The 12,994-nt window shown below is 43.6% G+C and carries 14 protein-coding genes, 1 other RNA gene and 2 pseudogenes; 10 read left to right on the forward strand and 7 right to left on the reverse strand.

The annotated features are described in order from the left end of the window. Window positions 1–64: 64 nt before the first annotated feature. A complete protein-coding gene (gene grpE, locus ACM615_RS10435; protein WP_113876194.1) occupies window positions 65–652 on the reverse strand; it encodes a nucleotide exchange factor GrpE in 588 nt (195 codons plus the stop codon). Window positions 653–789: 137 nt separating this feature from the next. Between grpE and nadK the strand changes: the two genes are divergently transcribed. The 3 genes from nadK (at window position 790) to bamE (ending at window position 3,883) form a co-directional block, all read left to right on the forward strand. Next, window positions 790–1,668, forward strand: a complete 879-nt coding sequence (gene nadK, locus ACM615_RS10440; protein WP_112288174.1) for an NAD(+) kinase — start codon at window positions 790–792, stop codon at window positions 1,666–1,668. A gap of 96 nt (window positions 1,669–1,764) precedes the next feature. Then, complete coding sequence (gene recN, locus ACM615_RS10445) at window positions 1,765–3,426, forward strand: DNA repair protein RecN (RefSeq protein ID WP_165353133.1); 1,662 nt, start codon at window positions 1,765–1,767, stop codon at window positions 3,424–3,426. A gap of 112 nt (window positions 3,427–3,538) precedes the next feature. Beyond that, window positions 3,539–3,883 carry an outer membrane protein assembly factor BamE gene (bamE, locus tag ACM615_RS10450; RefSeq protein WP_112288172.1) on the forward strand — a complete coding sequence of 115 codons (345 nt, stop codon included), beginning with the start codon at window positions 3,539–3,541 and terminating at the stop codon, window positions 3,881–3,883. A gap of 77 nt (window positions 3,884–3,960) precedes the next feature. Here the strand turns inward: bamE and ACM615_RS10455 are convergent, their stop codons facing one another. Together ACM615_RS10455 and ACM615_RS10460 are read right to left on the reverse strand one after the other, a co-directional pair. Further along, entirely contained in the window at window positions 3,961–4,245 is a 285-nt protein-coding gene (locus ACM615_RS10455) for an RnfH family protein (protein ID WP_113876196.1), read from the reverse strand. After that, window positions 4,238–4,672, reverse strand: coding sequence for a type II toxin-antitoxin system RatA family toxin (locus ACM615_RS10460; protein ID WP_113876197.1), 435 nt, complete (start codon window positions 4,670–4,672; stop codon window positions 4,238–4,240). The genes ACM615_RS10455 and ACM615_RS10460 overlap by 8 nt, the downstream gene beginning before the upstream one ends. A 156-nt stretch (window positions 4,673–4,828) precedes the next feature. Here ACM615_RS10460 and smpB point away from each other — a divergent pair, with 156 nt between their 5' ends. The 3 genes from smpB to ACM615_RS10475 all read left to right on the forward strand — a co-directional run bounded on the left by smpB (window position 4,829) and on the right by ACM615_RS10475 (window position 6,614). Further along, entirely contained in the window at window positions 4,829–5,311 is a 483-nt protein-coding gene (gene smpB / locus ACM615_RS10465; protein WP_112288217.1) for an SsrA-binding protein SmpB, read from the forward strand. 49 nt (window positions 5,312–5,360) lie between these two features. Further along, window positions 5,361–5,724: a transfer-messenger RNA gene (ssrA, locus tag ACM615_RS10470) on the forward strand. A 170-nt stretch (window positions 5,725–5,894) separates the two neighbouring features. After that, the gene (locus ACM615_RS10475; RefSeq protein WP_431011841.1) at window positions 5,895–6,614 is read left to right on the forward strand and encodes a hypothetical protein; all 720 of its coding nucleotides are present in this window, start codon (window positions 5,895–5,897) and stop codon (window positions 6,612–6,614) included. On the opposite strand, the gene ACM615_RS10480 is transcribed toward ACM615_RS10475, so the two are convergent. Together ACM615_RS10480 and ACM615_RS10485 are read right to left on the reverse strand one after the other, a co-directional pair. Continuing rightward, complete coding sequence (locus ACM615_RS10480; RefSeq protein ID WP_431011842.1) at window positions 6,611–7,468, reverse strand: DNA adenine methylase; 858 nt, start codon at window positions 7,466–7,468, stop codon at window positions 6,611–6,613. The genes ACM615_RS10475 and ACM615_RS10480 overlap by 4 nt on opposite strands. Beyond that, a complete protein-coding gene (locus tag ACM615_RS10485; protein WP_431011843.1) occupies window positions 7,465–7,731 on the reverse strand; it encodes an HTH domain-containing protein in 267 nt (88 codons plus the stop codon). Before ACM615_RS10485 ends, ACM615_RS10480 begins: the two co-directional genes overlap by 4 nt. 692 nt (window positions 7,732–8,423) lie before the next feature. Between ACM615_RS10485 and ACM615_RS10490 the strand changes: the two genes are divergently transcribed. Then, entirely contained in the window at window positions 8,424–8,642 is a 219-nt protein-coding gene (locus ACM615_RS10490) for a hypothetical protein (protein ID WP_431011844.1), read from the forward strand. Between the two features lie 84 nt (window positions 8,643–8,726). Here ACM615_RS10490 and ACM615_RS10495 read toward each other — a convergent pair. Both ACM615_RS10495 and ACM615_RS10500 read right to left on the reverse strand, forming a co-directional pair. Next, window positions 8,727–9,086 (reverse strand): annotated as a pseudogene (locus tag ACM615_RS10495) (phage regulatory CII family protein); the annotation flags it as partial. 2 nt (window positions 9,087–9,088) lie between these two features. After that, window positions 9,089–9,370, reverse strand: coding sequence for a hypothetical protein (locus ACM615_RS10500; protein ID WP_431011845.1), 282 nt, complete (start codon window positions 9,368–9,370; stop codon window positions 9,089–9,091). A gap of 137 nt (window positions 9,371–9,507) precedes the next feature. Here ACM615_RS10500 and ACM615_RS10505 point away from each other — a divergent pair, with 137 nt between their 5' ends. The 3 genes and pseudogenes from ACM615_RS10505 (at window position 9,508) to ACM615_RS10515 (ending at window position 12,114) form a co-directional block, all read left to right on the forward strand. After that, window positions 9,508–10,071: a phage repressor protein CI gene (locus ACM615_RS10505; protein ID WP_431011846.1), complete on the forward strand. Its 564-nt coding sequence runs from the start codon at window positions 9,508–9,510 to the stop codon at window positions 10,069–10,071. Between the two features lie 3 nt (window positions 10,072–10,074). Next, window positions 10,075–11,117, forward strand: a pseudogene (locus ACM615_RS10510) (site-specific integrase). Further along, a complete protein-coding gene (locus ACM615_RS10515) occupies window positions 11,101–12,114 on the forward strand; it encodes a hypothetical protein (RefSeq protein WP_431011847.1) in 1,014 nt (337 codons plus the stop codon). Before ACM615_RS10510 ends, ACM615_RS10515 begins: the two are co-directional and overlap by 17 nt. Window positions 12,115–12,994 lie beyond the last annotated feature (880 nt).

Here is a 12,994-nt window from a genome sequence, read left to right on the forward strand (position 1 = left end):
AGGCATAAAAAAGAGGCACCCGCGAAGGTGCCTCTTTCGTTATATCAGTCTGCTAAACACAGAATCAGGCTTTTGCTTTGGAAACCGCAACCATTGCAGGGCGTAACAGACGGCCGTTCAGCGTGTAACCCTTTTGCATCACCATCATCACGTAATTAGGTTCCAGCTCTTCGGATTCCATCATCGTCATCGCCTGGTGCAGTTCCGGATTGAAAGGCACGTGGATATCGCTCACCACTTCCATACCGAACTTACGCACAGCATCCAGCAGAGATTTCAGGGTCAGCTCGACGCCTTCAATCAAACCTGCCAGTTCTGAATTGGATTTATCAGCCAGATCCAGAGCACGTTCCAGATTATCGATAACAGGCAGCAGCTCGCCGGAGAATTTCTCCAGAGCGAATTTATGCGCTTTCTCGATATCCAGTTCGGTGCGACGACGGATGTTTTCCACTTCCGCTTTAGCACGCAGCAGGCTGTCACGCTCGCGCTGCTGGAGTTCTTTCAGCTGTGCTTCCAGTTCAGCAATACGTTCATCGCGCGGGTCAACGACATCTGCCGCCTGGGTTTCCGCTTCCGCTTGCAGCTCTTGTTCCTGATTCAGTTCTTCAGAGACTTGCTCGTCAGGTGTCTTATGTTCTTTACTACTCATGAATCTCTCCGCGTTTTAGCATTAATCTTGCTACTTGGCTTATTATGGGGATCAAAACCGGGGTTTCAAGGTTTGGTTTTTAATGAAACCGGTCATAATGCAGGGGTCATCACACCCTGCTGAGGATAACCACAGCGATGAATAAAAAATTTGAGTGCATTGGGATTGTCGGACACCCTCGTCATCCTTCAGCACTTGCCACCCATGAAATGCTTTACCACTGGTTAATCTCAAAAGGTTATCAGGTCATTGTTGAGCGACAGGTGGCACAAGATTTAGCCCTTGAAAACGCCACGACCGGCAGTCTGGCAGAAATCGGTAAACTGGCCGATCTGGCCGTTGTTGTCGGCGGCGACGGTAACATGCTGGGCGCCGCACGCGTTCTGGCACGCTATGACATCAAAGTCATCGGCATCAACCGTGGCAATCTCGGTTTTCTGACCGATCTGGACCCGGATAACGCTTTGCAGCAACTCGATGACGTTCTGCAGGGCGAATACATCAGCGAACAACGTTTCCTGCTGGAGGCCATGGTACGCTGCAAAGACCAGCAATGTCGCGTGAGCACTGCTATCAATGAAGTCGTCCTTCATCCGGGAAAAGTCGCACACATGATTGAATTTGAAGTCTATATTGACGACAAATTCGCCTTCTCCCAACGTTCGGACGGTCTGATTATTTCGACACCAACCGGCTCTACCGCCTATTCGCTATCCGGTGGCGGTCCGATCCTGACGCCGACGTTAGAAGCTATTGCGCTGGTGCCGATGTTCCCGCACACACTTTCTGCGCGCCCGCTGGTTATTAACAGCAGCAGTACGATTTGTCTGCGGTTCTCACATATGAGCAATGACCTTGAAATCAGCTGTGACAGCCAGATTGCCCTGCCGATTCAACCGGGTGAAGAAGTGGTCATCCGCCGCAGCGAGTTTCACCTGAATCTGATCCACCCGAAAGACTACAGCTATTTCAATACATTAAGCACAAAACTCGGATGGTCAAAAAAACTCTTCTGATCAGATAAAAATAATTCGCCAGCCCCTTTACTGTATATAAAACCAGTTTATACTGTATGTAATTACAGGTCTGTTGTTATGTACAGGAAGGTGATCATGCTGGCGCAATTAACTATCAGTAACTTTGCCATTGTCCGCGAATTAGAAATCGATTTTCATGCCGGTATGACGGCAATCACCGGTGAAACCGGTGCCGGTAAGTCCATCGCTATTGATGCGCTCGGGCTTTGCCTTGGCAGTCGCGCAGACGGCAGCATGGTGCGCCTGGGTGCGAGTCGTGCCGATATCTGCGCCCGCTTCACTCTGGCTGATACACCTTCTGCAAAACACTGGCTGGCAGAAAACCAGCTCGACGAAGGGCAGGATTGCCTGCTGCGCCGTACCATCAGCAGCGACGGCCGTTCCCGCGGTTTCATTAACGGCACGCCCGTGCCTTTGTCACAGCTTCGCGAGCTGGGTCAGCATCTGATCCAAATTCACGGACAACACGCCCATCAGCTTTTACTCAAGCCTGAGCATCAGAAAGATCTGCTCGATGCTTATGCCGATCAGCCCCTGCTGTTGGCTGAAATGCGTAAAGCTTACCAAAACTGGCATCAGAGCTGCCGTCAGCTGGCACAATATCAGCAGCAAGTCAGCGAGCGCGAATCGCGCCGTCAGTTGTTGCAATATCAGTTGAAAGAACTGAACGAATTCGCCCCTCAGGCCGGTGAGTACGAACAAATCGATGAAGAATACAAACGTCTGGCAAACAGCGGACAGCTGCTTTCCCTGAGCCAAAGCGCGCTATATCTTCTGGCCGATGGCGAAGAGCAAAACATTGTCAGTTTGCTTTATACCGCACGTAATCAGCTGACTGAACTCGCTGAGCTCGACAGCAAAATGAACGATCTGATCGTCATGCTCGACGATGCCTCCATTCAGGTCAGCGAAGCCAGCGATGAACTGCGCCACTACAGTGAACGCCTGGAAATGGATCCAAACCGCTTATACGAACTGGAACAGCGCCTGTCCCGCCAGATGAATCTTGCACGCAAGCACCATGTCAGCGCAGAAGAACTGCCAGAATTGCATCGCCAGTTGCTTGAAGAACAGCAGGCACTGGATGATCAGGAAACCAATCAGGCAGAGCTGAGCGAAGCGGTACAGCGTCATTATCAGCAGGCAGTAGCGGTTGCTGAACAGCTGCATGAAAAACGCCAGTATTTCGCCGATGAACTTACACATCTGATTACGCAAAGCATGCAGGCACTTTCCATGCCGCACGGTAAATTCAAAATTCAGGTGCAGTTCGAACCAGAACACCTGAACATGGAGGGGGCTGACCGTCTGGAATTCCAGGTCACCACTAACCCGGGTCAGCCGCTTCAGGCGCTGGCCAAAGTAGCCTCCGGTGGTGAGCTTTCCCGTATTGCACTGGCGATCCAGGTTATTACGGCGCAAAAAATGGAAACTCCGGCGCTTATCTTCGATGAAGTTGACGTTGGCATCAGTGGACCAACGGCAGCCATTGTTGGCCGGTTGCTGCGCCAGTTAGGTGAATCCACGCAAGTTATGTGTGTGACTCACTTACCTCAGGTTGCAGGTTGCGGACATCAGCATTATTTTGTCAGCAAAGAAACCGACGGCGAAGTGACAGAAACGCAAATGAACCGGCTTGATAAAAAGGCGCGTTTGCAGGAACTGGCGCGTCTGCTGGGCGGAAGTGAAGTCACCCGAAACACGCTGGCCAATGCAAAAGAGCTGCTCGCTGCGTAAAAAGCTCAACTTTTTTACATTTAAGCGGTCATACAGGTGCCCCGCAAAGGTTTCAAACTGATGAAAGGTCTATTATCATCGGCATCTTATGCCCTAAAGGAATGTAATGACTATGCGCTGTAAAACGCTAACTGCCGCCGCTGTAGCTCTTGTAATGCTTACTGCGGGCTGTTCCACTCTGGAAAAGGTGGTTTATCGGCCTGATATCAACCAGGGGAATTACTTATCTCCTGCGGATGTTCAAAAAATTCATACCGGTATGACTAAACAACAAGTTGCTTATGTTCTTGGCACGCCGATGCTGCACGACCCGTTTGGCAGTGATGTTTGGTTCTACGTGTTCCGTCAGGAGCCAGGCCACGAAGGTGTAACACAGCAAACATTGACGCTGACCTTCAACCAAGCGGGTGAACTGACCAATATCGACAACAAACCGAAGTTGAGCGATCAAAAATAAATCGCCCCGGTGTGATGGTCTCTGGTAACTACCAAAAATCATCTTTCAGGGTAAAAAAATAAGGCGCCTGAGGCGCCTTATTTTTTAGAACGTTCGGCGCGAATCCGCCGTAACTCTTTCGGGTCAGCAATTAATGGCCGGTAAATCTCAATACGATCTCCGTCACTCACCGTATCGGCAAGCTTTACCGGGCGGCTGTAGATACCCAGTTTATTCTGCTTCAAATCGATATCACTGCGTAACTCAAGCAAACCGGAAGCCTTGACCGCCTCCTCCACGCTACTCCCTTCTTCCAGTTTCACCGTGCGCAGGTACTGACGTTCCGGCAGTGCATAGACGACTTCAACGCGGATCTCAGACACTGTAAACCTCTTTTGCGCGCATCGTGAACGCCTGAACCATACTGCCTGCCAGTTCTTTAAAGATTTTTCCGAACGCTAACTCAATCAATTTATTGGTAAATTCGAAATCAAGGCTAAGCTGAACTTTACATGCGTCGGGGCTAAGTTCGATGAAATCCCATCCTCCGGTCAGTTTGCGGAAAGGACCATCAACCAGCTGCATATCAATGCGCTTATTGCTGATTAACGTATTTTTGGTTGTAAAAGTCTTACTGATGCCCGCTTTCGAAACATCAACGGCGGCGGTCATGGACGTATCGCTGTTTTCTAAAATGCGGCTGCCGGTACAACCGGGCAGAAACTGCGGATAAGCATCGACATCATTAACCAGGGTGTACATCTGCTCCACGCTGAAGGGTACAAGCGCAGAACGACTTATCTGTGGCATATCATTTTCCAGGTGTCATAAAACGTACAGATAATACCATTTATCCGCGCGGTAATAAAAACTACGAAGCACAGCTCGCCACAAACAGGAAAAACACCCCACTCTGACAGCGTGGGGATTTCAATCGGCATCGCTTACAGTATAATAAGTATCACTATGACAAAGAAAAAAGCACATAAACCCGGTTCCGCGACTATCGCGATGAACAAACGCGCTCGCCATGAATATTTCATTGAAGATGAAATCGAGGCGGGGCTTGCTTTGCAGGGATGGGAAGTCAAATCGATGCGCGCTGGTAAAGCAAACATCTCTGACAGCTATGTCACATTCCGCGACGGTGAAGCCTATTTATTTGGCGCAACCATTCAACCTCTTAACGTGGCGTCGAGTCATATCGTCTGCGACCCTACCCGTACGAGAAAATTACTGCTGAAGAAGCGAGAATTAGAAACGCTTTTCGGAAAAGTCAGTCGTGATGGTTACACCGTCGTGGCGCTTTCCTTGTACTGGAAAAATGCCTGGTCAAAAGTGAAGATCGGTCTGGCTAAAGGTAAGAAAGAGCACGACAAGCGCGATGACATTAAAGATCGTGAATGGAAAGTAGACAAAGCACGTATCATGAAGAACTCAAACCGCTAAGTCTCTGGCTTAGCGTGTTCTTTTTCTGGTATACTGCGTAACAGTACTTGGGGCTGATTCTGGATTCGACGGGATTTGCGAAGCCCAAGGAGCATGCCGAGGGGCGGTTTGCCTCGTAAAAAGCCGCAAAAAAATAGTCGCAAACGACGAAAACTACGCCCTAGCAGCTTAATACCCTGCTTAGAGCCCTCTCTCCCTAGCCTCCGCTCTTAGGACGGGGATCAAGAGAGGTCAAACCCAAAAGAGATCGCGTGGACACCTTGCCTGGGGTGAAAGCGTTAAACCCAATCAGGATAGTTTGTTAGTGGCGTGTCCATCCGCAGCTAACCGGCGAATGTAAAGATTGGACTAAGCATGTAGTGCCGACGGTGTAGTAATTTCGGACGGGGGTTCAAATCCCCCCAGCTCCACCAATTAAAACAAGAGGTTACGTGCAAACGTAACCTTTTTTTTTTATTAATGGCGACAAAGTGGCGATCCAAACCTAAAGCCTGCAGACATAGACGGTCTTAGCAAACATTCCTAACGCAATACCTTTGGTTTGAATGGATGCTAAAAAATTCTGATAGAGGGAGATAGAAGAATGTCATCTGGAATCGATCCAAGAATTTTACAAGCAGTGAAAAATGTTACAGGGAAAAGACCACGAACCGTCATCGAGCACATTATTGAACATGGCTACGTAACCACTGAGGAGTTAAAAGACTTATACGGTTACAATCATGCACCCAGGGCGGCACGAGATGTAAGAGAGGCAGGAATACCCTTAGAAACATTCAAGATACCATCCTCAACTGGACGGGCAATAGCCGGTTATAAATTCGGTGATCCAGATAAAATCGAAGCCCATAAACTGGCAGGGCGTCAAATATTTTCTAAGGCCTTTAAAAATCTCCTAATTGATATTTATGGTTCTAAATGTACTATCTCTGGCGAATCTTACGAACCTATTTACTTACAAATAGACCATCGAATTCCATATGAGGTTGCAGGTGATGATATTTCACAAGAAAATGAACCTCAAAACTTTATGTTATTAACTGGTGCGTCGCAAAGGCAAAAGTCCTGGTCGTGCGAACATTGCTATAATTTTAAAAATAAAAAAGATATTGAAATCTGTAAAACTTGTTACTGGGCCTATCCTGAAAAATATGAACATTTAGCGATGACCCAAACTAGAAGAATCATTTTAGAATTTAAAGGAATAAATGAGTTCAAGAATTACAGTAAGCTTAAAAAAATTAGTGAGGAAAATGGCTTGAGCATTCAGGACTTTATTAAGTCAGTCCTGAATACAATTTAAGACATTTTTTTTAATAAGGCAGGGGAGAGATAAAGTGATTCAAAGGTTGAATCATCTCTTCCTAAAAGCGTTGCTTGTGAAGAACGTCCTGCACTCAGCATGATTTTTTTGAGTTGCAAACTATCCGGCAATTCGTTTCCATATGATTTATCACCGCAAACCCCGTCAAAAGAAAGAATGTAAGGTACGCCTTTAATATTCATATTTTCCATCTCATCAATAAGAGAATTCAAATCAAGAATATATGCATATCTTGGATCTTTCTTTGTGCTTGTACCTTGCCATGGCGGATCCATATACACTAGATCATTAGTTGTCGCCTGCTGAGTTAACAACCTAAAATCTCCGCTAAAAAGCTCCACCTGGTCTTTTAATAAATTAGAAACCATAAGCAAATTTTGATGAATTTTCTCTGGTTTAGTGCCTAGGCGGCGCTTATCCTGGGATTGGTTAAACTCTCCAGAATTATTAAATCTAATAGCATTTTTAACGCATCGAGCCATCAAGTATAATAATTTAACGGGGTCATTATCTTTATTGAAATCGCTACGCACCTTCAAAAAGTATTCGTTTGGCTCTTCCAATTGCTCATGCCATAATTTTGAATATCTTATTGAAACATCCGCAGGGCTATTAATTATAAGACCCCATAACTCCATTAATTGGGTGTACTTATCACCAATTATGTATTTATTTGCACTTTGTCTAGCTGCGGCAGCTAATGTCACAGCCGCAGAACCTGCAAAAGGTTCATAAAACGTATCAATTTTAAAGCCTTTAATATTTTCCAAAATATCGTTGGCTAATTTTCGCTTACTTCCTTGGTAAGGGATAACATGTGGAACTACTTTCATTTAGTATTATCCATCAGTTTATAATAGACAGAACGCCCTTCATTATGGCGGATAATGATAGCTGCTTCGCTATCCATAGCTCTTCTTTTCTCTCTTTTGTAAATCATTGCATAAAGAGTATTTTTTGGGGTTTGCCCAGTTAGTAATAATGGATATTTTTTTTGTATTTTTTCAACCATTTGAAGCATAGATAATGGCTTCTTACTGTTTTTTAAAACTTCTATGACGGCCTTTTCTAGATCACTTCTGCGCCGACTCCCCATGTTCTTCCCTTCTAATTTAATGTTTATGCCTTAAAATTAACACGCTATAGCATGCTTATCAAAAAAAATTTCAGTGCCATGTGTTCAATAAAATAATTAGCGTGATCAAATATAGATATGTAGTGTATAAAAATTAATCGCTGTTATGAATTTCAGTTTTACAAAATGTCTTTAAATCTCTTACAGGCCTCGCCGCGGCTGACCTCCCGGCATTGCACCGGCCGACTGGTTTGATCTTCTTAACGATCCAGCAAAAGGACAAAAAGCAGATAAAACCTTTTGTTTTCATATAAATGATATATCCCCTCGATCCTCCACAGATCCAGAAAACTGAAATTTACTGAAATTCTTTTCAATCTTTTCAGTTTGGGAATGACGGCAGAGTCCCAGACACGGCACGGGCTAGCGGTTTGGTTTGTAGAATTTTAAAACTGAAAAAAATGCTGACGCAAAAAGCGCAGGCGGGTGCGGTGTAGTGCAATTTCCGTCTGGTCTTGCTTTGTTTCGTGTACGCACGGCCACAGTGGCTCACTCAGGCAGCTTGATCGTTTTGAAAGTGCTCAGGGTGTTGAATGCGATGTTGAACGGCACTACGTGCGATTGAGGCGGGTTATTTGTGTCGACTCTCCCTGCGGATTATTGGGTAGCCCAAAATAGGCTATTCTTGAAACTCACATGAAGGAGGAATAGCTATGTCTCAACATTATTTAATCCATTACAGACACAACGATATCCCTTTTGAGCTTCGCACAACAATCCCTGAATGCGACGATGGAGAAGTGTTAAAACATGTTCTGAATGCTATTTCCAACGATCTACTTAAAAGAAATGGTCATAAGGGGATCGATGGCTTTAGGGAGTTAGTTGTCTACAAAATTATTTCGGAAGATGATCAAGATTCTGTTGAATAAAACGGATATCTACAAGCAATAAAAAGCCCGCACGGCGGGCTTTCATGGGGATAAAATACCTATCCAATGACGGGATCGTATTTCTCTTAGTTGCGTCATAGGCGCAGCGGATATGGCTTCACCGGCGATAACGCCAATTGCGGCCGTGGCACTTAGGGCGTGCATAGGTAAATTGTCGGGCTTCGCTTCATTCATCGGCACCGCAGGCAAGCATTTAAGCTGTGCCAGCAAACCATCTAACACCGTCGAATCATCGGTGATATCAGTCAGCGTGATTAGCTCTTGCAGAGTTAGGCGGTGTGGCTGCATTGGGTTCAGCTTGTTCCGCAACACCTGGGCAGTAATACCCATTCCTTCCGCAAGCTCAGTTAAGTTGTGAGCCAGAGAGAAACGACGGCAAGCCGTGTCCAGGTGTGGATGTATGGATGCTTGATAATCAAACATAGTTAGGCCTCATTTTTGGCGGCAAACTTATCCCAGCCAACAACTTTAATATCAACATTACTGCAACCCATTGCCTTAAGTTGTTGTAATTTATAGTCGTAATACTTGATTTGAATTTTTCCACCTGCCTTGGTTTTACCCTTGGCGACCTTTTTAGGAATGATTTTCAGCTTCCCGAACTCTTTCCATTTGTAAACGGTATGTATGGACATGCTTTCCAGAGCAGCAAACTGGTCGGGAAACACCCATAGGCTCGGAATCTCGATTGAAATAGTTCCACTCATCGGGCAATATCTCCGTTAGGTTCGTATTTACTAGTATATTATGACTTCTCTTTACATTAGTTCGTATCAGCGAACTATTGCTTTATACGTAAGAGAATTCGAACAGTCAACCTTTTAGTTCGAATATTGGAACAAACATGAATTTTAACGAAGGCGGCGCAAAAGCCATTGATCGTATGCTTGAGGCATACGGATACAGATTCCGACAGGCTTTATGTGAGCATTTTGGTATTTCAAAAAGCACTCTGGCCACTTGGTATACGAGCGATAAATTTCCAGGTAACTACATCGTTTGGTGTGCTTTAGAAACCAATGTGTCTTTAAAGTGGTTAGCGACCGGAGAGGGCGTGAAATATGAACATTCCAAGTCAGATATTGACCGTCTTGAAAGCTATTCACTCAAGGATGGCGCTCTAAATCTTTTGGGTCATATGATGTTCGACAAGGTGTTTCTACCCAACAATCTTGTTTCTGCTCATGCAGTGCGCACTGAATCAAAAACCTACATCGTTGACAAAGGCATTACTGAGTTTTCTGACGGAGAGTGGTTAGTTAACATTGAGGGGAAATTTAGTGTTCGAGAACTTGCATTCATCCCCGTCAAAAAAGTTCGAGTTTTAGGCGGAGGCGTACCATTCGATTGCTCTGTCGAGGATATAAAAATCATTGCCAAGGTGGCAGGTACATTCATTAAGGCTTGAGTAATGACAATCAGAAAGCAAACAGATGGAAAGTGGCTTTGTGAGTGCTATCCAAGCGGACGGAAAGGAAAACGCGTAAGGAAGTTGTTTGCAACTAAAGGTGAAGCGGCAGCTTTTGAAACATTCACAATGGATGAAGCAAGTAAAAAGCCATGGCTTGGGGAAAAAGCCGATAAGAGACCCCTGTCAGAGTTAATAAAGCTATGGGACTCTCTCTACGGACAAACCCTTGCTGCTCCAAAGAAAATGAATGCAAAGTTAAAGGTCATTTGTGATGGCCTCGGTGATCCAGTTGGAACAGAGCTAACCGCAGCTGATTTTTCTAAATACCGTGAAAAAAGGTTGAATGGCGAATTAATCACCCCAGAAGGAAAGCTCCTTCCGAAAGTTAAGCCGCGAACTGTAAACCTCGAACAGCTAAACCTTTCTGCTGTTTTTGGGGCTCTAAAAAAATTAGGTCATTGGACAGCTCCGAATCCGCTCGCCGGATTACCTCTATTTAGGATTCATCAAACTGAGTTGACATTTCTAGAAGGTTCAGAGATCAAACGCCTTTTAGATGCATGCGAAGAATCATTAAATCCAGACCTCACTATTGTAGCTAAAATCTGCCTTTCAACGGGTGCGCGATGGAGCGAAGCTGAAAAGTTAGAAGGGCAACAAATTTCCAAATATAGAGTTACATACATTAAGACTAAAGGAAAAAAAATAGATCAGTACCTATATCAAAAGAACTTTATGAGGAAATACCTAAAAAACGAGGGGCTATTTTTTCCCCTTGTAGAAAGGCATTTGAGAGAGCAGTTAAAAGAGCAGGCATTGTTTTACCAGAAGGTCAGTGCACCCACGTTCTAAGACACACATTTGCGAGCCATTTCATGATGAACGGAGGAAATATCTTAGTTCTTAGAGATATTTTGGGGCATGCAGATATTAAAATGACTATGGTTTATGCTCATTTCGCTCCTGAACATCTTGAAGATGCTATCACTAAAAACCCATTAGCTAACTTAAATTGGACTCGGAAAAATGAAATTAATGCTTAATGAGAGAAACCTTGCTAGACAGTTTTTGTTTTGGGCAGCAATTATCGTCCCAGCTATATTATTTTTTATATTCAGTTATCCACTATGGGAAAATTCCACTTTGGCCTTTAGTAGCGAAGCATATAATAGATTCTTGGAAAACTATAAACTGCCAATATATCTCTTCGGAATATGTGTTCCTTTAGTAGCTATAATTGTGTCAATGCACAGAACAATTCAAACAGAAAAACAAATAATTTACGCCCAAGCACAGTTAGATAATAGTCATAAACAGTTAGAAAATACGTTAAAACAAATTGATTTAACTGAAAGTAAAAACAAAGCAGACTCTTACTACTCACACGTTAAATTTATAACAGATGCACTAGAATCACTCCCCAAAATTTCCATAACTTATGAATATAAGGATAATCCATTTGGAAGTGAGAATTTTAATCTGTCACAACCACATGCGTTATATAAAAGAATTTTTTCGAAATCTAACATTAAAAATGGTTTTTCTTTAGAGGTAAACCCAAACTTTCCAGATTTACTCGAACACTATTTCAAACTAATAAGTGAAGCAATTTATACCGCTAGTCAAACCAAGACAAATAAAGCAAATAAACTTGAATGCTTGTCATTAATAGATAGTCTAATTACGCAAACTTGCATTGTACTCTCTTTAGATTATAATCCGACCAATCATTTATATTACTGCTTTGGTGATACCGAAAAATGTGCTCTTTCATTTGAAAATGAAGACCAGATCAAAAAAGTGCTCAAGTTTTTATATCATGTAACTTTACAGATATCTGATATAGCTGGTGTTAGAACTGACTATCTTAATTCGATACCGCCAAAAAATAATACTCACGAATTTATTATTTATATAATGACGCCTCAAACAGTATTCAAAGACATGCTGCCCAACCGTACCCTAGCAGCGAAGGGAGATTTGATGGGACAAAGGCATCCAATGCGTGGCGGCATATTGGCGACACCAAGTGCAAGGTGAAACTAAAGCAAACTAAAAGAAACAAATTAACCACATGATAATATTGAAGATTCCAGAATATACACTACTCAAATAGAAATGTAGTAATTTCGGACGGGGGTTCAAATCCCCCCAGCTCCACCAAATAATGATCCGGTTATTACCAGATAAGTCCGGAGAAGTCCTAGAAGCCCGCAAGGCGTAAACCCTGCGGGCTTTTTTGTATCTTTAATTTTTCCCGGGGCCTCTGAAAAAGAGCCACCGATGTGAATTCGTTATTGAGCTGTTCCAAAATAATCGGAATGTCAGGATTTTCTTAGTCCTGCATCGACTTCACTGATTCCCATCGCGTATTTTGTACCCAATGTGGTAGGGTTTCAGGCACATCGTCGAAGCTTTTAATAAAAAATCGTAAGTATTTTTAAGACTCATTTAAATTAAAATAAACAAGTGAAGTTCTATGGCTTTCATTATAAAAACAATAAGACACAAATACTTTTTAAAAACGACCGCATACTAGTCCTCCTGCATCCAAACCAATATGATTCAAGAGAAATAGCTATGACATCGTCTAATGGTAAAGTTTTACGCTTACCCGCGACCTCGCTCAAAACGGGTCTTTTCAGATCCACAATTTATGATTGGGTGAACCCCAAAACCGCCCCGTTTTGACTCACTACTGCCAAGATCAGGGCCTTTGAGGAGTCAGTCTTTGGCATCCAAAGAAGCTGATAGTGAGCTCAGTTTCTGCACCTATTATAAATAATTACATTTAATTATAATTGACACCAAAAACATTTATTTAAATGATGAATATATCTTTATTGTTTAAATACATATGGGTAAGTTTGATTTATTCGTTCTTAATATATAATTAAATACTATGCAGACAATGTAAATG

The sequence above is a fragment of the Rahnella sp. PAMC25617 genome (assembly GCF_050606005.1).
GTDB lineage: Bacteria > Pseudomonadota > Gammaproteobacteria > Enterobacterales > Enterobacteriaceae > Rahnella > Rahnella variigena.

Bases quoted from the DNA above. Each gene is read 5' to 3' on its own strand.
- grpE (WP_113876194.1), bottom strand. From the start codon at position 652: ATGAGTAGTAAAGAACATAAGACACCTGACGAGCAAGTCTCTGAAGAA.
- nadK (WP_112288174.1), top strand. From the start codon at position 790: ATGAATAAAAAATTTGAGTGCATTGGGATTGTCGGACACCCTCGTCAT.
- recN (WP_165353133.1), top strand. From the start codon at position 1,765: ATGCTGGCGCAATTAACTATCAGTAACTTTGCCATTGTCCGCGAATTA.
- bamE (WP_112288172.1), top strand. From the start codon at position 3,539: ATGCGCTGTAAAACGCTAACTGCCGCCGCTGTAGCTCTTGTAATGCTT.
- ACM615_RS10460 (WP_113876197.1), bottom strand. From the start codon at position 4,672: ATGCCACAGATAAGTCGTTCTGCGCTTGTACCCTTCAGCGTGGAGCAG.
- smpB (WP_112288217.1), top strand. From the start codon at position 4,829: ATGACAAAGAAAAAAGCACATAAACCCGGTTCCGCGACTATCGCGATG.
- ACM615_RS10475 (WP_431011841.1), top strand. From the start codon at position 5,895: ATGTCATCTGGAATCGATCCAAGAATTTTACAAGCAGTGAAAAATGTT.
- ACM615_RS10480 (WP_431011842.1), bottom strand. From the start codon at position 7,468: ATGAAAGTAGTTCCACATGTTATCCCTTACCAAGGAAGTAAGCGAAAA.
- ACM615_RS10485 (WP_431011843.1), bottom strand. From the start codon at position 7,731: ATGGGGAGTCGGCGCAGAAGTGATCTAGAAAAGGCCGTCATAGAAGTT.
- ACM615_RS10490 (WP_431011844.1), top strand. From the start codon at position 8,424: ATGTCTCAACATTATTTAATCCATTACAGACACAACGATATCCCTTTT.
- ACM615_RS10500 (WP_431011845.1), bottom strand. From the start codon at position 9,370: ATGAGTGGAACTATTTCAATCGAGATTCCGAGCCTATGGGTGTTTCCC.
- ACM615_RS10505 (WP_431011846.1), top strand. From the start codon at position 9,508: ATGAATTTTAACGAAGGCGGCGCAAAAGCCATTGATCGTATGCTTGAG.
- ACM615_RS10515 (WP_431011847.1), top strand. From the start codon at position 11,101: ATGAAATTAATGCTTAATGAGAGAAACCTTGCTAGACAGTTTTTGTTT.